The organism is Streptomyces sp. DF42, from assembly GCF_058267695.1.
Window position 1 is genome coordinate 6,529,890 of sequence record NZ_CM177859.1, and the last position, 20,817, is coordinate 6,550,706.

At 65.9% G+C, this 20,817-nt stretch carries 19 protein-coding genes and 1 pseudogene; 13 read left to right on the forward strand and 7 right to left on the reverse strand.

What is annotated here, in order from left to right; genetic code table 11:
* The first annotated feature begins 98 nt into the window (after nt 1-98).
* Nucleotides 99-902 (forward strand): nuclease-related domain-containing protein, encoded by an 804-nt coding sequence (locus tag ACYUED_RS30145; protein WP_491287059.1) that lies wholly within the window; start codon nt 99-101, stop codon nt 900-902.
* Between the two features lie 81 nt (nt 903-983).
* Here ACYUED_RS30145 and ligD read toward each other — a convergent pair whose 3' ends face one another.
* Nucleotides 984-1,865, reverse strand: a complete 882-nt coding sequence (gene ligD, locus ACYUED_RS30150; RefSeq protein WP_491287061.1) for a non-homologous end-joining DNA ligase — start codon at nt 1,863-1,865, stop codon at nt 984-986.
* 72 nt (nt 1,866-1,937) lie between these two features.
* On the opposite strand from ligD, the gene ku reads away from it, so the two are divergent.
* The 3 genes from ku to ACYUED_RS30165 all read left to right on the forward strand — a co-directional run bounded on the left by ku (nt 1,938) and on the right by ACYUED_RS30165 (nt 5,322).
* The gene (gene ku, locus ACYUED_RS30155; RefSeq protein ID WP_491287065.1) at nt 1,938-2,978 is read left to right on the forward strand and encodes a non-homologous end joining protein Ku; all 1,041 of its coding nucleotides are present in this window, start codon (nt 1,938-1,940) and stop codon (nt 2,976-2,978) included.
* A gap of 1,124 nt (nt 2,979-4,102) precedes the next feature.
* Nucleotides 4,103-4,987, forward strand: a complete 885-nt coding sequence (locus ACYUED_RS30160) for a leishmanolysin-related zinc metalloendopeptidase (RefSeq protein WP_491287067.1) — start codon at nt 4,103-4,105, stop codon at nt 4,985-4,987.
* Nucleotides 4,984-5,322, forward strand: coding sequence for a hypothetical protein (locus tag ACYUED_RS30165; protein WP_491287069.1), 339 nt, complete (start codon nt 4,984-4,986; stop codon nt 5,320-5,322). The genes ACYUED_RS30160 and ACYUED_RS30165 overlap by 4 nt, the downstream gene beginning before the upstream one ends.
* Before the next feature lie 115 nt (nt 5,323-5,437).
* Here ACYUED_RS30165 and ACYUED_RS30170 read toward each other — a convergent pair whose 3' ends face one another.
* Complete coding sequence (locus tag ACYUED_RS30170) at nt 5,438-6,535, reverse strand: hypothetical protein (RefSeq protein WP_491287072.1); 1,098 nt, start codon at nt 6,533-6,535, stop codon at nt 5,438-5,440.
* Between the two features lie 305 nt (nt 6,536-6,840).
* Here ACYUED_RS30170 and ACYUED_RS30175 point away from each other — a divergent pair, with 305 nt between their 5' ends.
* On the forward strand, nt 6,841-7,209 hold the full coding sequence (locus tag ACYUED_RS30175) for a DUF2199 domain-containing protein (RefSeq protein ID WP_491287074.1): 369 nt from the start codon (nt 6,841-6,843) through the stop codon (nt 7,207-7,209).
* A gap of 407 nt (nt 7,210-7,616) precedes the next feature.
* A complete protein-coding gene (locus ACYUED_RS30180) occupies nt 7,617-8,543 on the forward strand; it encodes a phosphotransferase family protein (protein WP_491287078.1) in 927 nt (308 codons plus the stop codon).
* Nucleotides 8,544-8,559: 16 nt separating this feature from the next.
* Here the strand turns inward: ACYUED_RS30180 and ACYUED_RS30185 are convergent, their stop codons facing one another.
* Nucleotides 8,560-9,975 carry an NsdA family TPR-like regulatory protein gene (locus ACYUED_RS30185; protein ID WP_491294500.1) on the reverse strand — a complete coding sequence of 472 codons (1,416 nt, stop codon included), beginning with the start codon at nt 9,973-9,975 and terminating at the stop codon, nt 8,560-8,562.
* A 234-nt stretch (nt 9,976-10,209) separates the two neighbouring features.
* Here ACYUED_RS30185 and ACYUED_RS30190 point away from each other — a divergent pair, with 234 nt between their 5' ends.
* Nucleotides 10,210-10,770: a bifunctional DNA primase/polymerase gene (locus ACYUED_RS30190; RefSeq protein ID WP_491287080.1), complete on the forward strand. Its 561-nt coding sequence runs from the start codon at nt 10,210-10,212 to the stop codon at nt 10,768-10,770.
* Nucleotides 10,760-11,080, forward strand: a complete 321-nt coding sequence (locus ACYUED_RS30195) for a hypothetical protein (RefSeq protein WP_491287082.1) — start codon at nt 10,760-10,762, stop codon at nt 11,078-11,080. The genes ACYUED_RS30190 and ACYUED_RS30195 overlap by 11 nt, the downstream gene beginning before the upstream one ends.
* Before the next feature lie 632 nt (nt 11,081-11,712).
* Here ACYUED_RS30195 and ACYUED_RS30200 read toward each other — a convergent pair.
* Nucleotides 11,713-12,138 (reverse strand): hypothetical protein, encoded by a 426-nt coding sequence (locus ACYUED_RS30200; RefSeq protein ID WP_491287084.1) that lies wholly within the window; start codon nt 12,136-12,138, stop codon nt 11,713-11,715.
* 730 nt (nt 12,139-12,868) lie between these two features.
* A complete protein-coding gene (locus ACYUED_RS30205) occupies nt 12,869-14,476 on the reverse strand; it encodes an AbeC-like domain-containing protein (protein WP_491287086.1) in 1,608 nt (535 codons plus the stop codon).
* A 199-nt stretch (nt 14,477-14,675) separates the two neighbouring features.
* On the opposite strand from ACYUED_RS30205, the pseudogene ACYUED_RS30210 reads away from it, so the two are divergent.
* From ACYUED_RS30210 to ACYUED_RS30220, 3 genes and pseudogenes are all read left to right on the forward strand, one after another.
* Nucleotides 14,676-14,869 (forward strand): annotated as a pseudogene (locus ACYUED_RS30210) (hypothetical protein).
* A gap of 355 nt (nt 14,870-15,224) precedes the next feature.
* The gene (locus tag ACYUED_RS30215) at nt 15,225-15,635 is read left to right on the forward strand and encodes a DUF4357 domain-containing protein (RefSeq protein ID WP_491287088.1); all 411 of its coding nucleotides are present in this window, start codon (nt 15,225-15,227) and stop codon (nt 15,633-15,635) included.
* Nucleotides 15,636-15,934: 299 nt separating this feature from the next.
* Nucleotides 15,935-16,405: an SMI1/KNR4 family protein gene (locus ACYUED_RS30220; RefSeq protein WP_491287090.1), complete on the forward strand. Its 471-nt coding sequence runs from the start codon at nt 15,935-15,937 to the stop codon at nt 16,403-16,405.
* 215 nt (nt 16,406-16,620) lie between these two features.
* Here ACYUED_RS30220 and ACYUED_RS30225 read toward each other — a convergent pair whose 3' ends face one another.
* Nucleotides 16,621-17,469 (reverse strand): hypothetical protein, encoded by an 849-nt coding sequence (locus ACYUED_RS30225; protein WP_491287092.1) that lies wholly within the window; start codon nt 17,467-17,469, stop codon nt 16,621-16,623.
* 268 nt (nt 17,470-17,737) lie between these two features.
* Between ACYUED_RS30225 and ACYUED_RS30230 the strand changes: the two genes are divergently transcribed.
* Together ACYUED_RS30230 and ACYUED_RS30235 are read left to right on the forward strand one after the other, a co-directional pair.
* Complete coding sequence (locus tag ACYUED_RS30230; protein ID WP_491287097.1) at nt 17,738-19,096, forward strand: hypothetical protein; 1,359 nt, start codon at nt 17,738-17,740, stop codon at nt 19,094-19,096.
* A gap of 512 nt (nt 19,097-19,608) precedes the next feature.
* A complete protein-coding gene (locus ACYUED_RS30235; RefSeq protein ID WP_491287099.1) occupies nt 19,609-19,989 on the forward strand; it encodes a hypothetical protein in 381 nt (126 codons plus the stop codon).
* A 323-nt stretch (nt 19,990-20,312) separates the two neighbouring features.
* On the opposite strand, the gene ACYUED_RS30240 is transcribed toward ACYUED_RS30235, so the two are convergent.
* Nucleotides 20,313-20,789: a hypothetical protein gene (locus ACYUED_RS30240; protein ID WP_491287102.1), complete on the reverse strand. Its 477-nt coding sequence runs from the start codon at nt 20,787-20,789 to the stop codon at nt 20,313-20,315.
* Between the last annotated feature and the right edge of the window lie 28 nt (nt 20,790-20,817).

Consider the following 20,817-nt stretch of genomic DNA (forward strand, 5'->3'; position numbering starts at 1 on the left):
AAGGCCTCCCCAAGTGCCCCTCCCAACTCCTCTCAAGGTAGCCGGGTTCTTGCCCGAGGAGCACCCCGCCTGTTCCCATGGTCAAGGGGTGATGGTGCATGACCGGACTGCGTGTCATACCGTCCTGGCGGCACGGCCAGGAACGGCTCTACGTCTGCCACCCGGACGGGCGGAACATCGCCTGGTACGACCGTGAGGCCGCCCGGGTCAACCTGCTCAGCGAGGACGAGAGGGAACCGGTGCTGCAGGCCCTGGGCCCCTTCCTCACCGGCCCGGTCGCGGTCGGCCCGCCGCCGGTCCCGACCCCGGCCGAGCTGGCCAGGCTCTCCCTTCACCCGGACGACGACCTGGCGCCCAACCGCCCCGGCGAGGCGCTGCTCATCGCCCTCGACCGGGATCCCGGGCCGAACCACCGTCTGCGTCCGGACCCGCGCCGCCGCTCCCTGGCCGCCGAACAGGCGATCGGCGACGCCCTGGACCGCCTCGAAGGCGCGGGCTGGCACGTCCTGCACTCCATCCCGCTGCCCGGCGGCGACCGAGTCCACCACCTGGCGATCGGCCCCGGTGGCCTCTTCGCCGTCCACAGCTTCTACGCCCGCAAGCAGCGGGTGACGGTCGTGGACCCCATGGTCACCCTGGGCCGCCGCGAACCCCAGTCCCTCCTGCGCCGCGTCCGCGCCGACGCCGACCGGGCCTCGTACGCCCTGACGGCCGAGGTCCACCCGGTCCTGGCCCTCGCGGAGCCCGCGGACGTCTCCATCCCGGCCCCGCTCCGAGAGGTCCGCGTCCTGAAGGACACGGAGCTCGGGAACCTGGCCCGCCTCGGCGGCGTCCTCAAGCCGGCGGACGTGGAGGCCCTGCACGCGATGGCACGGGACCGGCAGACGTGGACACGGGTGTGAGGCGGCCCGACAGGGGACCGGCTGTTCCTTGAGAGGGCGCCCCGCCGGCCCGCCACCCGCCACTCCGTCCGCCGGTACGGCTCAGGGCAGCGATCCCGCGCCGTCCGGATCGAGCAGCGGTGCCAGCAGGTCGCCGTAGTCCTGCACGCGGGGCGCGATGTCGGTTGCCAGAAAGGTCAGTTGGGTGGGCGACCCGCACTCCTCGACCTCGCTCCAGGTCACCGGTGCGGACACGGTGGGCTCGCTACGGGCCCGTAGCGTGTAGGGAGTGGCGGTCGTCTTCCGGGCGGCGTTCTGACTCCAGTCGACGAACACCTTCCCGGGCCGCAGACTCCGCGTCATCCGATGCAGGACGAGCCGCGGCATGGCCCGCTCGGCCTCCACGGCCAGCCCCTTGGCGTACTCGCTGACCTGGTCGGACGGGGTCGGCCGCACGGCGGCGAGCAGATGCAGGCCCTTGGACCCGGAGGTCTTGGCGCAGGCGTCGATCCCGTCCTGCGCGAGCCGCTCCCGCAGCCACAGCGCGACCTCGCAGCAGTCCACGACGGTCGCGGGCGAACCGGGGTCGAGATCGAGGACGATGCGGTCGGCGGCCCCGGGGTCCCCGACGACCCACTGGGGCGTGTGGAACTCGGTGACGAGATTGGCCGCCCACATCAGACTCGCCAGATCCTGTACGAGCACCATGCGCGCCGGCCCCTCCACCCGCGGCACCTCCGCGGTGGTGACCCAGTCGGGCGTACCAGGAGGCACGTTCTTGGTGAAGAAGACCTGCCCGTCGTGCCCGTCGGGATACCGCAGAAACGACACGGGCCGATCCCGCAGGTGGGGCAGCAGGACGTCGGCGGTGGTGGCGTAGTAATGCAGCACCTCAGCCTTGGTGAACCCGCTCCCGGCATACAGCACCTTCTCCAGGTTGCTGAGCGCGAGCCGTCTCCCCTCCACCTCTGTGATCGGCGTCATACGATGAGAATCTCACGCAAACTCCACGAAGCTTAACGAAACGGTGCAAACCAAACCGGAAGGGTGCTGCACGTGCGATCCATATGGAACGGCGCCATCTCGTTCGGCCTGGTCAGCATCCCGATCAAGCTGGTGAACGCCACCGAGAGCCACTCGATCTCCTTCCGTCAGATCCACCTTGAGGACGGCGGCCGCATCCGCTACCGGAAGGTCTGCGAACTGGAGGAGAAGGAGGTGAGCGGCGCGGAGATCGGCAAGGGCTACGAGGACGCGGACGGCACGATCATCCCGATCACGGACGAGGACCTGTCCCACCTGCCGCTTCCCACGGCGAAGACGATCGAGATCGTGGCCTTCGTGCCGGCGGACCGCATCGACCCGCTCCAGATGGACGCCGCGTACTACTTGGCAGCAGGAGGCGCCCCGGCCGCCAAGCCGTACACGCTTCTCCGCGAGGCCCTGAAGCGCAGCAACAAGGTGGCGATCGCGAAGTACGCGCTGAGGGGGCGGGAGCGGCTGGGCATGCTGCGGGTGGTGGACGACGCCATCGCCATGCACGGACTGCTGTGGCCCGACGAGGTCCGCGCCCCCGAGGGCGTCGCCCCCGACACGAACGTCAACGTCAACGACAAGGAACTCGACCTGGCAGACGCCCTGATGGACACCCTGGGCGAGATCGACCTCGACGAACTGCACGACGAGTACCGCGAGGCCCTGGAGGAGGTCGTCGCCGCGAAAGCGGCCGGCGAGGCACCACCGGAGTCACCGGAACCGGCCAGGGGCGGCAAGGTCCTGGACCTCATGGCGGCCCTGGAGAAGAGCGTGAAGGCGGCCAAGGAGTCGCGCGGCGAGGAGACGCCGGCCACGGAGGAGAAAGCAGAGGTCAAACGCCTCCCCGCCCGCAAGTCGGCCCGCACGACCCCAAAACAGACCACGGGCAAGAAGTCGACATCGACGGCGAGGAAGACGGCCGCCAAGAAAACCACCGCATCGACGTCGACGAAGAAATCGACAGCAAAGTCGACACAGGGCACAAAGAAGACGACGGCAAAGAAGACCACCGCAAAGAAAACACCGGCCAAGAAGACGGCATCCCGCAAGCGCACGGCTTGACCCCGGAACCGGCACAGGACCGCCCACGGTGCGGGTCAATCCACAAAAAGGCTCTCCGTGCCCTCAAGGACCAAGTCCCACGGGTACTTTACTTGTCACGTGGTGTGCTCAAAGATCCAGATCGCCCGCTGCTATCACCAGTGGCTGTTCGTTCGGGGACTGATCTGTCAGGGGCGGTGCTACATGATTGCGGGGATCAAGGTCGAAAGAAGGGGAGCTATTCCAGATTTCAATCAAGTCGGAAGTCCCCCAAGTGGCGCAACCTCGCCTCCGGAGTAACCATTGAGGAAGGCATTGTGGACGCCCTCCGAGGGTGGGTGTATCACGGCCGCCCACGCGAGTGTGCAATGGACCCCAAGATGCGTGATGCCGGGCAGACGCTTCCGGAAGGTGCAAGACCTTGGACGCTTTTGAGGGTCAACCGACAGATCTCTAGGAGAGGTTGGGGAAAATGTCAGTAGTCGACATAGGGTGGGCCACCGTAGCTGCCAACGGCTCCTTCGAATGGTTCAATCACGGCTGGAATTCCAACCAATCAGTCGTGTACAGCATCATCGTCTTCCCGGGTGATGGTGTACCCAATCCAGTGGGGCACGCGACGCTCACGCAAGGCGAGTCGTTCCAGCATGTAGACGGCACGAAAGCTTACAAATTCTACATACGAAACAATGCGCCATTTAACTCGTGTGACGTGCACGTTCTCGCGCAAGTCGGTTCTCTGTAAACGTGCATGTCCGGAAGGCGGAGGGCAATCATGTCAACAGTGAAAGTCACGATCGTGCACGACGAGGTCGGCCGCATTGTGTCAGTAGCACGTCCCGCACCCGACGCACAGGTCACGGTACTGAGTGGCAAGGGGGAATCTGTGCTAGAGGCGGAAGTAAACGAAGAACTCGTACGTGAGCTGGCGACCGGGAAGCACAGAGTCGACGTCGCAGGCCAACGCATCGTTCCCCACAAGGGGTAGACGCGGACGGTTAAGGCTGGCCCGTTGCGCCGCCGCGATGCAGCGCCCCTGGACCTGGATTGCGTCAGATGTGCGACCCAAGAGAGCGACGAGCGCCTGGACTTTCACCCGCTTAGGGTAAATAGAACCCATCATCTCCTGAATCGGAGGGTTAGTTGTGGCCACGAACAACAATCACATCCACGTGGCAGTGGCCGACAGTCGTCGAGCCGAAGCGCTCGCCGCCACAACATCGCCGTTCAAGATCGTGGTCCGCTTCCTCGGCGGACTGAGCAGTAGCCAGGAGAAGGCATTCACTGCAGCCGCCGACCGCTGGGTGCGCGTCATCGTGGGCGACCTGCCTTCTGTGGTGATCGACGGCGAGGTCATCGACGATCTCCTGATCCTTGCTCAGGGGCGCCCGATCGACGGCCCAGGCGGGATCCTGGGACAGGCGGGCCCCACCCACGTCCGGCCCCCGTCGGCCGGCAACGCAGCCTTTCTCCCCGCCAAGGGCATCATGTCGTTCGACACGGCCGACCTGGATCAGATGGAGCAGGATGGCACGCTGAACGACGTCATCACACACGAGATGGGCCATGTGCTGGGCATTGGCAGCGTCTGGAACGACAAGGGCCTGCTTGCAGACGCTGGCACCTCGAATCCGACCTTCCTCGGGCGCGCCGCCATGGACGAGTACCGTGCGCTGCGCGGCGAGGGCACACTGCAGCCGGTACCGGTCCAGAACCTCGGCGGTCCCGGAACGGCGGATTCGCACTGGCGGGAGACCGTCTTCGGCAACGAGTTGATGTCCCCGTTCATTGCAGGCCCGGGCAACCCCATGAGCCGCATGACGGTGGCGAGCCTCGGCGACCTAGGCTACGAGGTGGACCTTGAGGCCGCTGAGCCGTACCAGTTGCCGGACCTGCACGCACTGGCCGCGCGGGGTGCGCTCGTGGCTCACGCCGCACCGATCGATGTCGGCATGATGCTGCCAGTCATTCCGGTCGCTCTGCCTCCCGAGAGTCTGCAGGTCCCGGGCGCCGAGACGCCGGTGCCGTGATGGACAGGGACCATCGTCCCGGAGACGAGCGGGACGCGCGGCCAGAGCCGGGAGTGTTCCTTCGTCCTGAGGTGTTTGTCCTCGGCAACGAGGCGTTGGTCCCTGAAAGCAACATTGTCCGGCCCGCGCCCGACCGCTTCACCCACGAGTTGGTGGTCGATGAGCCCTTCCACTTCGACGGTCCCCAGCGTGGTCGTGTCCCCGACGGTCAGCTACCGGCGGGGACGCGGGTGGTGGTGCTTGCGGTCGGTGACGACCATTGCCGTGTTGCCGACGCCGACGGCCTGTGCGTCGACGTGCGGCGGGCGAGTCTGCGCGAGCGGACCGACGCTTGACGGCTTGCCGGTCCGACACGGGCGGCTGAGGCACCGTTGACAGGGGTCCAGCGGTTGACCAACACACTTTCCAACTGTGGTGATGGGGCGGTGGCATGCGCAGATGATCGAGGTCCTAGCTGCTGACACCGGTGAGCTCTGTGAACGCAGCTGTTCCTGAGTAGCCGATCAGGAAGCCGATCAGGACCCCGCCCCAGAAGTCCTCCACGGTGATGAAGGACTGCGCCTCGGACTTCCGTGCTGCGAAGACGATCGCGGCGGTGCTGAGGATGACAGCGAGTACGAGTGAACCAATGGCCGTTCCGAGATGGTGGTGGAACAGGGGGCTCAGGCTGCCGGCGTCCTGGAGCGACCGGCCGGCGCTTCCCACCGCACCGCCGAAGGCGCCACCGGCCATGACGTTCCACAGAGCAGCCTTGAGGGGCACTGTGAGAGAGGTGGTGTTGGAGAAGATCCGTCGGCGGGCGGGTTCGTTGCCCTGCCCATTCGGCAACGCGTCTAGGCCCATTTTGCCGGGAGCCGGTGTTAGCCCATAGATGACGGTGAGTTGCAGACGGTAGCTGGCCGGGATGAAGAACGGGCTGCGGCCGGTGCCGAGACGGATGGTCCAGACGTCAGTGCAGCCGGGTTCTAGTGCCGCACCGGGGGGCAGTGAGCCCACCAGCGGGACCCGTTCGCGATCCTTCGCGAGCGGGTCATAGACGTTGACGGTTGATTCACCACGAGCCGTGATGTGCATTTGTTGGGCACTACCGCGGAGATTGACGATCGACTCGCCGGAGGCGTCCAGGTGAAGTTGCCCGGTACCGCCACGCAGCCGCTGCAAGTCACGCTCGTTCTCGTCCCGTAGCTCCCAGATTTCCTCGTCGATACGCTGCCGTGCGTCATGGTCGGTGGGATCGAGGCCTTTCCGGTCCTGAAGCAGTGCGTTTCGGCGGGCTACCCTCCCCTGGATGGCCTCCCGCAGGGCATCCGCCTCCGCCGTGGGCAGGGCGTCAGGGTCCCCGTCCTCTGGTGGCTCGGGTACGCGCCAAAACAGCTGGGTCGGCAGGCTCAGCTCCACCGCATCGATCCAGACGGGCACCGCGAAGGGGTTCTTGACGTGTAAGTAGACGGTGAAGTCCGTACCGGAGTACACCTGCGGGACGGAGAGGTCGACCGTTAGGTCGAGTAGTCCGAGTTGTGCCGATGACTCCGACGGCTCAGTGATCACTCCTTCAGGCTACTGAAGCGCCGGGTGACACGGGTCCGTTTGCCTCGGATACCCGTCACACAGGACCTCTTCGTCCCGAAGCAACTTGGGCGGACGCTCGGCCTTGGGCTGGTGTGTTGCTCACCTGCACCGACGGTCCGCAGGCGTCCGTGCTTGTTCGCCTGTTACATCGGCGTTGTCACGCAGTTAGACACTCACACCCACCGACGTCGGCGTTGCGGCCAGGCGCTTAGAAGGCGCTTGAGCGGACCACCGGATGGGCGGGCCTGACCTGGCCGTTTCCGGGCGGAGAGTTCGGACGTTCGGTGGCTTCGACACGCATCATCAAAGGCCTGATCGAGATACCGGTGGTCGGCAGGGAAGACTCCTTCTCCTGGGGCGTCTGGGTGTCCCTGAGCCGGGACAGCTTCGCCCGAGCCCTGGTTATGTGGAACACACTCGGGCGTGAAGCTGAGAAACCGTACTTCGGCTGGCTGACCACTGAGTTGAGTCTGTATTCGCCCAGCTCACTCAACCTGAAGACGAACGCTCACACCCGTCCCATCGGGCAGCGTCCCTTCATCGAGCTGGAACCCACCGATCATCCCCTGGCAGTCGATCAGCGGACCGGTATGACGTACGACCGCGTGCGCGAGATTGCGGAGGCGGTCCTCCACCCCGGCGACAACGCGTGATCCGAGTTGCATGACCGGTGCGCCCTCGGTCCACGCCGTGACTGTCAGAGGGCTGCGGCACAGCTGCTGACCTGGCGCGAGATCCCTCAAGATCAACACGCCATGACAACGTGATCACTGGCAAACCGCTGCTTCCGGCGGCATCCGCCTGCATATGACCGCAGATACGCGAAGACCCCGTTCTCAGCGAAGCCGCTGATGACGGGGTCTTTGGGCACCTGATAAGGGGTGCCCCCGGCAGGATTCGAACCTGCGCACACGGCTCCGGAGGCCAGGGGAGACCGTTACGCTTTTGGGGCGCTGACCTGCGGGGGAGGAGCGGTCGCGGTCCCTGCTGACGAAGATCATTACGCCCCTATTACGTGGGGGGCCTGTTGGCCTGTCAGTGCGGCCCGTATCGTCGAAGCATGATCTCGGGCAGCAGCGAGGGACCGGACGGCGGCGCGGAGTTCACGGCGGAAGGCCTGGACCCTGTTCTTCGGGAAGCATGCGCGACGGTCGAACTCGACTCCCGCGGGGCCGAGTTGCTGAGGCTGGGTTCGAACGCGGTCTACCGCCTGGCGTCCTTACCGGTCATTGTCCGCATCGCGCGTGATCGAACGATGCTCGCCGAGATGGAGCGGGCCGTGAGCGTGGCCCGGTGGCTTGAGACGCAGGACTTCCCGGCCATGCGCGTGCCGGCGTCGGTCACCCAACCGCTCGTCGTCGGCGGCCTGGTGGTGACGTTCTGGGAGAGCGTCCAGGAGAACGAGGAGTACGGGTCGGTCGGGGAGCTCGCGGATCTCCTCCGCCGCTTGCACTGGCTTGAAGAACCCGAGTCTCTGCACCTGCCGTACTTTGACCCATTGGCCAAAGTGGCGGCGTCCCTCGAAGGGCTGGACGGCATCTCGGCGGAGGATCGAACGTTCCTGGAGGAGCGAGCATCGAGCCTCGGTAAGGACTACGACCGGCTGGACTTCGTCCTTCCCTTCGGCATGATCCACGGCGATGCCAGTATCGGGAACATCCTCCGTCACCGGGACGGACACGCAGTGCTCATCGACTTGGACGGCTTCGCACTGGCACCACGCGAGTGGGACCTAGTCCAGACAGCCATGTTCTACGAGCGGTATGCGTGGCACAGCAAGGCGGAGTACGCAGAGTTCGTGCACCGGTACGGCTTCGACCTGATGAACTGGCCCGGGTATGAGACCCTCGCAGACCTGCGCGAACTGATGATGGTGGCTTGGCTTGGTCACCAGGTTACGAGCAGCAACCGGGCTGCCGCCGAGTTCGCTCGGCGAGTGGGGTCCCTTCGTACTGGTGAGGGCCGAGACGAATGGGGCCCGTTCTGACCGAGACGTTTGCGCGTCAGGAATCCGCCTGACCGCCAGTGGCGAGCCACAATCTGTGGTCTCTGACCTGATCGGTGAAGATCTGGACGTCCCTGTTGCTGCCGACACCTGCAAGGTTCTGCCGGAACTCGGCAAGGTAGCTGATGCAGCGAGCCGACTTGAGCTGCTCACCCAGGTCGAGCGCATCGAGGGCGACACGGCAGGCCTCCTCGACGTCGCCTGCTCGTAGGTGGGCGTCTGCCAGGACCATGGTCGCGAAGAAGTCGCTCCGTACGTGGCTGCCGCTCATGGCATCCGCGTGGGCGACGGCCTTTCGGGCGCTGTTGACGTCGCGGAAGCAGTGGGCGGCCTCGGCAGCGAGTTCAGCTTCGTCGAAGTAGCTGATCCATTCGGGCTCGTCGTCGCTGTTCCGGCTCTCCAGCGCCCTCGTGGCTGCAGTCAGAGCGGCTTCGCATGCTCGCACGTCGCCGGTGCGGGCAAGTGCGCGGGCCTCCATGGCGTGGAACTGCGCGCGCAGTGTCGGCGTGGCCACGGGGGAGATGCCCATGAGCGCCGCGCGGGCGAGCGTCGCGGCCTGCGTGTAGCGACCGAGGAACGTCGCCTGATGGCTCATGGCGGACAGGATGCTTCCGGCGAGCCGACGGTCGTTTGCGTCCTGGGCCAACCGGAGGGCCTGGAGGAAGTACCGCTGTGCCAGGCCGTGGCGGCATGCGTCGTAAGACATCCAACCTGCCAGAAGGGTCGTCTCTGCCACGGTGGAAAACAGGGCTCGCCCCACTTGCTCGGTGTACTGCCCGCGTAGGAGCGGCGTCACTTCGGTGCTGAGGTACTGCACGGCTGCGTGCCGAGCGTGGTCGCCTCCGAACCGGTCGTCTAACTCGGCGAACATGTCCGCCGTGGTCTTGACGGCGGCGACATCTCCGAAACCGACGCGTACCCCGTCTCGACACTGCCGAGGAACGGCCGGTTCGGGTGCGACCAACCAGCGAAGCGAGGCTTCGTTCCACGCGGGCTCGGAGGGCTCGGCCTGCAGCAGGGGCTCGTACCGGTTGAGATCAGCGCGCCACAGCTGACCAACCGTATCGATCGCGCCTTCGGGACTCGCCGGATAGCTGGCATCCAGGAGCCCGGTGTCCCGCTCGCCCTCGTGGTTCAGCCCCAGTTCAGCGGCACTGAGGTCGTACACCTCGCACAGCAACGGACCGTAGAAGTCGTCTGGCGCGCTGTGGCCGTTCTCCCAACTGGCGATACGACGCTTCACGCTGGCATCCGCAGGTAGTTGGTGACCGCGGCGGAGTGCAACCTGACGCAACTCGCGGACCAATCTCGGCTGACTCCAGCCTCGGCCGGTACGGGCTTGCCGTAAGCGAACGCTGATCGGCTCCAGCGAAGACGTGACCGTTCCCTCCCCGCCTGAGCACGGGTGCGACATCTGGGGCGCACGACTCTTTGGCTTCACGATCGAATGTACGCGCAGTTCTTTGCCGCGCGCTGCAAGTAACCGTAGATCGAGGGTTGTTGATCGGTGACGGGGGATGACGCGTCCACGCCTGACCCGTCATCCCCCGTCACCTCTCGTCATCTGCCCTGGCCAGGGTGGTGCCCCCGAGCCTGGACACAGGGCCGCATTGCGGCCGCAACCCAGTTCCGATCGAGGTGAGATGGCGTGCAGAGGATGACCAGGAGCGGCATGGAATGGCTGTCGGCGGCAGCCGACAACCCCGTTGAGTGCCGGCAGGTGTGGGCGGACGATCCCCGCATGCCCTGCCTGCTGCCGACCGGCCGCTACTTCGACGTGCTGAGCGTGGAACAGCGCCTCGGGATGGAGATGTTCGATCGCCTCCTGCGAAGTGCGATGCCGTTCGGACCGACGGTCGTCGACCGCAAGGCACAGCGAGTCGGATTCTTCCTCTCCTCGCAGAGCCGCGAGACCTTCACGCAGTACCTCGAACGCGAAACGTCCTCGCCGCCGCCGTACCGGTACCTGAGCAAGGACTGTGCCGTCGTCGTGCCGGGCCCCATCCCGCTGGCCGATGACCGCTATCAGTGGCTCCGCGCGCCTACGCGTCGACCGGAAGCCAATCCGCTGCGACCCGTCGCCCTGGCCACTGCGCTGGTCGCTTCCGCGGAACTCCTGGCAAGGATCGACCGCTTCGACGAGCAGTACCCGACGCCGTACGCGGCGGTCGCCGTGCTTCCCGAGGAGTCGAGCACGGATGCCGAATGAGTCGACCGACGGGCGCGACACTGCCGCCTGGTCGCCCCTCGACAGCGACGGCTGGTACGCGGCCCGAAACGCGACCACTGCACTGAGAGACGTCCTCGTTCGCGCCGGCCTGGAGAAGAACTTCCCGTACCTGCGCGCCGACTTGAACGCCTTCGGACACGGCCTCGTCGAGCTGGGCCGGGTGTCCCCCGCCACGGCCGAGCGCGTCGCAGAACTCCTGCGCCTGGCACTCGCGAGCGGCTACGGCCGAGACCGCAACGACAACGGTGACGAACCGACCGTCGCCGAAGAACACCAGGGAAGGGCCTGACATCATGACCGACCGGCGCGGAGTAGTGGCCAAACGAGCGGAGAACCTGTCGCCGGGCGTCCCCTACGTGCGCGGCTGGAACCGTGCACGACGAAGCGCCGGCGCTCTGGCTGATCAGCTTGTGTTGCTCGGGCTGGACTCGGACTTCCCCGGCCTGGTTGCCGACGTCAATGTCTTCGGTGACGGGTTGGTGCAGCTCGGGGCTGTTCGTCCTGAGGCGGCTGAGCTACTGGCGAGTCTGATTGCGGCCGGTCTGAACGCAGAGTCAGGAGACACGACGGCAAGCATGCCTCTGCTCCCTCCTCGGGATGCGCCTGCGGCTTGAACTGTGCCTCGGCGGTTGGTTGTCCTGCCGCTCGGCCGGGACCGGCGCCCCAGCGCCGCAGCCCGGACGAACGGTAGGACAACTGACATCAGCTTGCGAAGCTGCGGGCATTTGGGGCTGGTTGGGGCACTGACCTGGGCGAACAGTCGAATCGGGATGTCGGGGCCTGGCTCAATTCACCGTGGTGCCCCATTGTTCCCCGCTCGGTCTGGAGCGCTTGTGGCGCTACCTGTCTTCGGTACGGAACAGGGAGTCGCGCGTGACTCAGCAGCAGGCCACAACGGGAGGACCGAACGGGCGCCAAAGGTCAGCGCGGTGTCCGAGACCGGGTTCCCAGAAAGATCGCACTGAGTGCCGCGGCCATACCGCCGAGCAGGCCTGCTGCTTGTGACGTGGCGCCGCGATCCACGAAGTCCTTGGCGATCCACAGGCATCCAGCGAATCCGCTGGCGCCGACCACCACGCCGGCGATGCGGAAACGGACGTTGATCATGTCGAGACGTCGCCGGTGCTCGGCGTCGAGCCGACGCTCGTACTGATCCTCGACCTCCAGGGCGAACCGCTTCTCAACGAGTGAGAGGGCACGTTCCGCGGCGCCGCCGCCGAGCATCGCCTCGTACTTCTCAATGTCCGAGGCAGAAGGCAGTTCCCAGGACGCAGCGGCGGGTGGCCGCACTTCTGCGCCGCCCTCACTGGCCTGCGGGGTCGACGGATCGGGGCTCGTACTCGTCATGGCGCGCCCCCCGTATTCCCGGCTCCGTCCCGAGCAGCGGGCTCCCCCGGTAGCCGCAAGCCGAGCTCCGCATGGGCACGCAGCAGCGCCTCTACGACGTAGCGTCGACTGCGCTCCTGCGAGGGCTCAGGCGCGGACCCGTCAGGGCCGGTCTGGCCCCTGGACCCAGACTCACTCAGTGCACTGCCGGGAGCAAAGAGGGCGGGAAACGCCAGGACCTGTGCGATTCCCTGGACGAAGGCCCGAACGGGAGACACAGGTCGTGGATTCGTCGGACGTATCGTCGGCAACGCAGCACTTTCCATGTCGGCCGCTCGCTCATCGGCCGCTGCGCGCCGCACCGCGCGTACCCCCCTGACGACCAGCGCGGCCCACACCAGGACCACACACCCCGCCCACCAGTGGCCGAGCACGGCCAAGAGAGCCGACACGGTTAGCGCGCACAGCGGGACCGCCGTGCGCCGCAGCAGAGCACCCAATCGGTAGCCGGACGCGGCATATGCCGATTCCGCCCGTGCCCCGCTGCCTTCGTCGTGCGCCCATCTCTGACGCAGCGTGTCCCAGGGCACGGCCGCGTCCCCGCCGACCGTTCCAAAGCCACGCGCACGCCGCCACAACGACAGGTTCTTCCGGCCCCGACGGAACCGCCGGGGCGGTGCCGGCTGCCCGCCGGGACCGCGGCTGACGCGCCATCCCTGCAGCTCGGCGTCCCATGGCGCCGCACTCCCACTCATGCCCGACTCCTCGGCGGAAGGTCACCGTGTCCCACGGCAACATCGCGTACGGGCACGGAGGACCGCTCGACGAGGACGCCGTCACCGCGCAGCAGCAAGGCCCGCGCATCGAGTTCGGAGGTGTCCCAATCACGTTCGAGGAGCGCGATCCGCACCGCGTTCACAACGCGCTCCCGGATGGTCCCGATGTACCGGCTGGCGTCCAACTCCTGGAACATCGAGGCCTGGCGCTCGGTCCCGAGTTCCCGGACGGAGACGGCAGGTCCCTGGATCGGCCGCCTTCCTCCTCCGTTCACAGCCACCCGCAGGAACCAGGCGACCGTCCGCCCGACGTCGACCAGGGCGGAACCGGCTATGGCCGGTGTCCTCGTAAGCGCCCGGCCGGTCCTACCCGCCAGGACGGCATGCCCGGGGAGACGAGCGGCCCGGTCTGCCTCGCGGAATTCGGACCGAACCGGGTTGAGCACACAGGAAACGACCTCCAGCGTGACCATCCCACCCTGCGTGTGCGCCCGGACGAACACGGTCGTGACGACCTCCTCCCGCCAAGCGCCGACCCGAACCCGCAGGAAGTGGCGGCGCGCCTCGCCGCTCTCCTCCACGGCCGCGCGCCGATGCTCCTCGAAGGCGCCGGGGCTATGCGGTACCTGATCCCGGCTGCTCAGCCCCTCCAGCGGAAGGAACACGCACTCGTCGATCTCCACCTGACGCAGCCGGTCGAGACGCAATCCCGCAGCCTTGGACGAACCTTGCGCAGCCGGATAGCGCAGGGCCGCCAGCTGGGATTTGATGTGATCGAGCAGCCAGGCATTGCCGACCGGTTCTTCGGGATCGAGCTGCGCCGCCGAGCGGGCGCCCGAAGCGGGCCGCAACTCCACCGTGAGCGTCCACGCCTCCCGGAGAGTGCCCATCCCCCGGAACGGGTCAGCCATGTCGTACAGGATCAGAGGCGAGTGCTGCTCCCGCCCTATGCGCTCGCGGATCCACTGCAGACGGGGGGAGACAACGTGTTCCGCCGGATCGCGCGCCAGGTCGGCGAACGATTCCGGAGCGAGGTCCCGGCGCAGCACCCGGTCGAGGTGCCACTGCCGCAGCGCGACACAGTAGGCCGTCACCACCAGGCAGCCCACAGCGATCCAGCCGTGCATGGCATCCCAGGGCAGGACGGGCGATTCGTCGCCGTACCCGTTCGGGCTGTAGGAGGCCTGCGCAGGGCCGAAGAACGCCACGTACAGAACGAGCCAGAGCCCGGCGCCGAACGTGACTCTGCCGGTCCAGCGCAGCACCGAGCCCCGACCCCTGCGGCTGCGGGCGGCGAGCAGGGCACACCCCGGGAGCAGCGCCAGGACCAGCAGGTCAGTGAGGAAGAACCCGACCAGCCACACGGCCAGCACCAGTGCGGCCCACGCCAGACCGATACGCCACGCGCGCAGGGCATGGGCCAGGACCCGCGCGGCGTCGAAGCCGAGCGAGGGGGCGATCACTCGTTGGTCGTGCGCATACAGCTCGTCGAGTACCGCATCGCGGTAGGCGTCGTCGGCATAGACGCCCACGCACAACAGCCGGGTCGCCTCGCTTGAGTATGGTGGCACGGGCTGGGTCAAAGTGCCTCTTCCTGCAAACAACTGTCCCGCCCAGGCGAGTTGACATGCACGATCCGTTGAAGCGCGACCAAGAGGGTAGCGGCCAACGTGCCGGAAAGTGTCCCTAATGGCTGAGAAAGCCAAAGCCGTCCCTTCCCGTATGCCGCGGCGAATCCGCACTGTGATCCGTACGACGCTCGCCGCGCGGGTCTCGTAGACGTTGCGCCCAACACCGTCTGGCCGGCGTGTGCGCGTGTACGGCGAGATCCTCGGCCTGGCCCACAACGTAGCCAACGCCGCCGAGTTCCTCCGCCGAGCCGGCCCGGAGATCGATCCTGCCGAGGTCGCGAGGGCGCCGTGGATCGACTGGCGCGGGGTAGGGCGGAACGCTGGGGTCCGGCGACAAGTCGCTGAGGCTCTCCCAGCCGAGGGGCCAACACGCTTTCCAACTGTGGTGGTGGGGCGTTGGGATGTGTGCATGGGCGTTCACCTGCGTTCATGGGCGGTCGGCCTGTGAGGCGAGGCCGACGTGCGGCCTTCTGTGAACGACCGCGAACGGGGCTGAACGAGACGGAAACTGAGACGGTGCGAAGGTCAGTCACCTGGTTCCCGAAGCCTGCAGCTACTCACGTGATGTCTCACGCCCCTCTACGGCGCGGGGCCTAGGACGCTGTCCCGCCGCCCCCTTGAACTTCTCCTTAAGTGCTGAAACCATGAGAGAACTTAAGGGGAAGCTCCTGGGGGGAGCCGTTCCGTCCGAGGAGGACGTATGCCCACGCTCAGCATTCACTTCGAGTCCGACATCTTTGCCCACCTGGGCAAAGCTGGAGCGGATGACACAGTCCATGTCACTCTCACGCTGGGAGGTGGTGACAGTGCGGCTGCTCCCGTTCCTGTCGTTCCCCGCGGGCCGCTGGCCGGCATCATAAAGGCGGGCCTGCTGGAGCCCGGTACCGTTCTGACGTTTCATCAACCTCGTGTGAACCGGAAGGGCCGTGCAGTGGTCACCGCCGACGGGCAGTTGATCGTTGATGGTCACTCCTCGCCGTTTCCGTCGCCGTCCAAAGCCGCCGGGGCAGTCACCGGGAACTTCATCAATGGCTGGACTCTCTGGCACCTGCCTGACGGCCGGACGCTGGACGAGCTGAGGGACGAGCTGAAGCACATGGGTGAGGAGTAGCTACTTCACCGCGGCCTGCCCCAGCTCCCTCCTCGAAGGGCGGGGCAGGGCACCTTTGCGATTGCTCGTCGGGGCGGTGTTCGTCCGTGGCTGCAGGTTGAGGCTTCGAACTTACGGTCCGCAGGACCTTAGCTTGGGAAGCTTGGGGCCTTTGGTGGCGCTTGCTCCGCTGACCTGCGGCGGACCTTGAACGGTGCGCAGGCGGTCGCCGACTTGTTCCCCGCTGTTCCCCGTGATTCTCCGCAGGATCTGGCACACATGTGGCACGTCCGACCACTGCGGCTGAGAGTCTGAGCCTCGTGACTGATGACGAGGTTGTCGAGGCGTTGCGGATCGTAGCGCGGGCGAAGACGTTGCCACCGACGGCAACACCGGAGGCTGTCGCCGCCGCGGAACAGGCCATCGGGTTCCCGTTGCCTCCTCTCCTACGGCGCTTGTACGTCGAGGTCGCCAACGGGGGATTCGGCCCGAACGAAGGAATCCTGGGCGTGAGCGGTGGGGCCGCACAGGGCAACTTCGCGGACATCGCCGAGCTGTACCAGGACGGGCCGGATCCGTCCGGCCGCATCCCGGCCGGCCTGGTGCTGGTCTACGATTGGGGCTGCACTAGCTGGTCGCTGGTCGACTTCCGCGATCCTGCGGGTGCCATGTGGTGTAACCACGAGGGCGAGTGTTGGCCGCAGGGAATGAACCTCGCGGAATGGCTGACGGGCACGCTGGCAGGAACTCTGACAGTGGAAACACTGCTGGAGAGTCAGCCCACTTCGTAGACCAGCTGCCCCACTGCCCTGAGCCGGTGCTTCTCCTTCGGGGTGGCGGGATTTGAACCCACGACCTCTTCGTCCCGAAGCAACTTGGGTGGGGGTGCTGCCTTGGGCTGGTGAGCCTTCGACCTGCGCTCATTGTCCGCAGGCGTTCGCGCTCGTCCGCGGCTGTTCGTGGGCGTTGTCACGCAATTAGACACTCACCGGGTGCCGCCCGGGATCTAGTCCGACTCTTGAGGCTTGAGGTTGTTGTATGCCCTGGGGTGGGTACGCAACTGGCCCTTCAGGTAACGCCGATCGCGTAGGTTCGCCATGACGGCGTCGTAGTGAGCATGTTCAGCGTCCCAGTCCCTCTCGAGGTGGGGCATCGGCTCGCCGGACATCTCGCGGGCGAGGTCATACAGATCCTTGCGCCAAGCCGGATCGATGGCCCGCTCGTCGACTACCGCGTTACGGAAGGCGAAGCACGCGAGCAGCGCAGTGGGCGCCAGCAGGCCGACGGCTTGCTGACAGGCCTCTTGCTCAAACGTGATGGCTGAGTTCAGGACGTAATGATCCTCCTCTACCGTGAACTGCCCCATGCAGGACTGAGCCGTCGGGTGTGCCCAAGCCGAAGCCTCTGTATAGAAGTTCCTGTACTTGTCGACCTCCTCAACGGAGTCTCCTCGCACGTCGCTGAGCCACTGGCGTACACGCGTGTCAGGAAACCACTTGCCGTCGCGCAGCCATTGATCAGCGATCTTGGGATCCTTGGCCAACACCCTTGCCAGGCCAGCAGATTCATATACGGAACGTACCAAGTTGCGCATCTCCGCAAGAAAGCCGTGGCTTGCGACGACCCAAGCGGCCCTTAGCTGGGCATAGCTACGAGCCAGTGCCGCAGCGGCAGCGAGCTCGTTCCCAAAGGTCTCCTCGACCGGGAAGCGGTCAACGCGGAACGTGCCAAAGTGCAGAAGGGCCATGGAGCGCCCGTACCAGGCGCTCTCGGGCCAGTTAGATGCAGCCTCAAGAAAAAGTCCCATGTGCACTACGCCGTCGGGGAGCCCGTCCAGATCGTACTCATCTGTCATGCGCTCATAGTGCTTGTCCTACGTTCGGAGCTGCCACGACTTTTGCCGGACCCTGCAACGGCTCCGGAGAGCGCTTGCTTCCCAGACAACGCCGCTGGTCAGGAACCCGCAGATGCTCGGTCCGCTGGGGGCCGTCCACAGATAGTCCACGGGACCTGACGACTTACTGAGAAAAGGCCGGCGCGGTGCCGACTGGCTCTGGCATGCTTGCCTGTTCGCCTGACGGCGGGCCCTGTTCCCCAGCATGTTCCTGCCTGAGAGGCTTCCGATGCCCGCTGCTTACGAGCCCCTGCACAGTGCCGCCGCTAACCTCGTTACCGCTGTACTTGCCGCGCTGGCGGAAAGGGGAGTCGAACCGCGCTTTGTCCTTCAGCGGGACTATCACTCCTGGAAGCGCTCCCAACAGGAGGTCTTTCTGGGCCACGAGCATGAACTGTGGCAGCACCCGATCGAGTTCTCCTCCAGTGACTGGTGGCGCAGCCTCCCCGAGTACCAGGCCCTGCGCGCGGTCGTTGAGGACCACGACGTGCTCCGCACTCGGCTGGATACCTTGGTCGGGTTCCCCTCCACCCTCGTTCACCGCCAACTCGACGCCGTCGTAGTCCAGTACTTGCTGACTCCCGTGGTGGAGGCGATCCGTGCCTATCGCTTCGATCGCGACACCTTCGAGGCCGCTTATGCTGCTGTGGAGGCTGGGCTCCTTACCGAGACCGTGCGCCTGGTCGAGTACGTGCCTCTTCTTGGGTTCGACATCTCTCCGTCTCTGGCGTGCGCCTCTCTTCCGGACGGGCTGACCATACGGCCGATGAGCGATGTAGAGCTGTCCGAGGCCGTGCGGGTGATGGGCGTCCCCATCGGCCAGTTCAGTAGTACGAATTCCTTCATCCTCTCGCGGTTTCACCAAAACGCCCTTGTCCTAGAACGCGACTTCCCCGTGCACAGTGGTAGCGACCAGCACCCGGATGCCGCGATGCGCTCGCCGTTCGACGACGCCGCCCGACGGATGCTCACCACCCTGCGCGTCGTGTGCGGCGGCTCGGTCACCTATGGCCGTCCAATGTGTCTGCAGAACCAGGAGGACTTCGACGCTCACCGCTACGCCTCCGCCATCCTCACCGAGGTCCAGCATCCGGCCGAGGAGCGCCCCACCCTCCTCGTTGACCGGGCCAAGGTGGAGGAACTGCACGAGGTATACGCGCTCTTGAGCGAGCCTCGCATTCTGGGGATGCGGTTTCTGCAAAACGCCCTGCGCCGCCTGGTCACGGCCGGCAGCCGCGTCCTGCCCGAGGACCGCCTGACCGACCTGTGCATAACCGCCGAGTCCTTGTTTATCCACCACTCCGGGCTCCCCCAGACACGGAACAAGCAGGACCACCTCGTCGCCGGCGCAAAGATGCTCCTGACAGGCGACCCGGAACTGGACACTGAGGACCGGCACATCGAGCAACTGATCCGAAATGCCTACCGGCGTCGCAACACCGAGGTCCATGGCGATGTCGCGGAAACCGAACTCCTTTGCCTTCTCGACGGCTCCACGACCCACGACCTTCGCGCCCTGGTCGCCGACCTCGAACGTCTGCTGCGCCGATCCGCCCGCCTCTTCCTGATCCGGGCCACTGCTCCCTGAAGCCGACATAAGGCGATCACTAGGCCCATGGCCACCGTTTGTAGAAGCCTGTGACGCCCTTCGCCGAGGTTGACCGTACGGACATTCTCCGGGGCCGGTCCCGTCTCGGTTGAGGCCGAGCATGGCCAAATGGCCCCGTGATGCGAAGTACGGGCGGGACGGTTGCTGAGGTCTGCTGGGCTGGTCAAACGGTTGCCTCAAGCCGCTGACGGCTGGGACCGGTCGCGTCGGTTGCGGTACCTCCCTGTACTGCACCCCTGGGTCCGGTCACGTTCGACATTGAGCCAAGTGCTGGCTCAGCGTTTAGAAGGCGCCTGGCGATTGGGTTGTTACATGCTGCCTGAGCTGCTGCGTAGGCAGAACTGATCCTTGTCGACTTGGGACTTCGACACGCATTCGACTGCGGTGGCTGGTCGGGATGCTCTTCACTTGCTCCTGGAGCTCTGACTAGCGCACGGCTGGATGGAACGCCGAACAGCAGTCCATACTCTCTGATCTCGAAGGGGAACTGCATGACCGTGACCGACCCGGAGCAGCAAGAGGCACTGTTCGACGCCTTGGCCAAGATCATGTACGAGGGGCCGGGATACATGTCGACGACAGTGTTCCTGCTGCGTGAAATGGTTGGCGCTCGTTCGGCGAAGTCTGGTGTCGTGTCACGGATCGAGCAAAAGCTCTCCGACCGCGGCATCGCTCACTTCCCGCGACAGATTCCCCGAGACAAGGATGCGGCGCTCCTCCTCTATCGAGCCTCTGACGGCGATGGTCTCGGCGCAGTGATCTATCTCGTCGCGCGACTCGCAGAACGTGATCCCCGGATCCCGCTTGAACACTATGAGGTGAGCCAACTGGTGAAAGTCCTCGAAGGTGTACGGGCCACACACAAAGAGTGACAACCGCGGCCGCTTGGCGTGCGTCGGGCTCGCGCGCCGGGCTCCAGCCAGCTCCCCGGCACCAGCGGCGTGTGCGGCTACGTGAGGACATCATCCTCCTTGCCGGGCCAGGCCAATGTGATGCCCACTCGTTGGCACAGCTCGATCCATCGCGCTTCGCTGGGCTCGTACTCCACCCAGAGGACGGCTCGAACCTCAGCGGCTCGCTCTCGAAGCCTGTCGTGGTAGTCGAGAAGCTGCCCTACTCCGGTGCGCAACTGCGGGGCCCTCGTCAAGACCTTGAGCACTAAGGCGTTCAGTCCACGCGCCGCTGATTAGCCACGTCAGAGCCTGAACCCGAGGCTCAGCGATTCACGCATGGTGACACGAAGTCGGCGGAACGCGTCATCGTACGGGACATGGATGGCGTGCCAGTCTGCGGAGTCGTCGCTCACGACGACGTTGGTCGTGGCGATGGCTACTCGCATAGCTCTCAGCCGGTCGTACGCCTCGTGCGCAGCGGTGTACACGCTTGGTGGTGCTACCAGGAACAGCTCGTATCGTGCCGGCACCAAATGGCGTGAGCGAAAGGCCTCGACCACGTCGGCGTTCGCGATGGGTGTCGAATGACTTAGCGCGAGCGCCTGGAGCGCGGCCTCGGTCTCGGTGAGCGCAGTGAGGTACCGGACGCATGCCGTGCGTTGCAGCTCTGCATGGCGGTGTCCTCGCTCCCGCTTGGCACGAACAGCTTCAACGACCAGTGTCGAGCCCACACCGAGCACGCCGCCGCTCAACGTACTGATCAAGGTCAACCATTCCACTCGGCCAACGTACGAGCAGGGCACGGCA

What these genes read in the sequence shown, in the direction of transcription:
- ACYUED_RS30185 (WP_491294500.1), bottom strand. Translation starts at nt 9,975, where the DNA reads ATGTCGCACCCGTGCTCAGGCGGGGAGGGAACGGTCACGTCTTCGCTG.
- ligD (WP_491287061.1), bottom strand. Translation starts at nt 1,865, where the DNA reads ATGACGCCGATCACAGAGGTGGAGGGGAGACGGCTCGCGCTCAGCAAC.
- ACYUED_RS30145 (WP_491287059.1), top strand. Translation starts at nt 99, where the DNA reads ATGACCGGACTGCGTGTCATACCGTCCTGGCGGCACGGCCAGGAACGG.
- ACYUED_RS30200 (WP_491287084.1), bottom strand. Translation starts at nt 12,138, where the DNA reads ATGACGAGTACGAGCCCCGATCCGTCGACCCCGCAGGCCAGTGAGGGC.
- ACYUED_RS30180 (WP_491287078.1), top strand. Translation starts at nt 7,617, where the DNA reads ATGATCTCGGGCAGCAGCGAGGGACCGGACGGCGGCGCGGAGTTCACG.
- ACYUED_RS30230 (WP_491287097.1), top strand. Translation starts at nt 17,738, where the DNA reads ATGCCCGCTGCTTACGAGCCCCTGCACAGTGCCGCCGCTAACCTCGTT.
- ACYUED_RS30225 (WP_491287092.1), bottom strand. Translation starts at nt 17,469, where the DNA reads ATGACAGATGAGTACGATCTGGACGGGCTCCCCGACGGCGTAGTGCAC.
- ACYUED_RS30235 (WP_491287099.1), top strand. Translation starts at nt 19,609, where the DNA reads ATGACCGTGACCGACCCGGAGCAGCAAGAGGCACTGTTCGACGCCTTG.
- ACYUED_RS30195 (WP_491287082.1), top strand. Translation starts at nt 10,760, where the DNA reads ATGCCGAATGAGTCGACCGACGGGCGCGACACTGCCGCCTGGTCGCCC.
- ACYUED_RS30215 (WP_491287088.1), top strand. Translation starts at nt 15,225, where the DNA reads ATGCCCACGCTCAGCATTCACTTCGAGTCCGACATCTTTGCCCACCTG.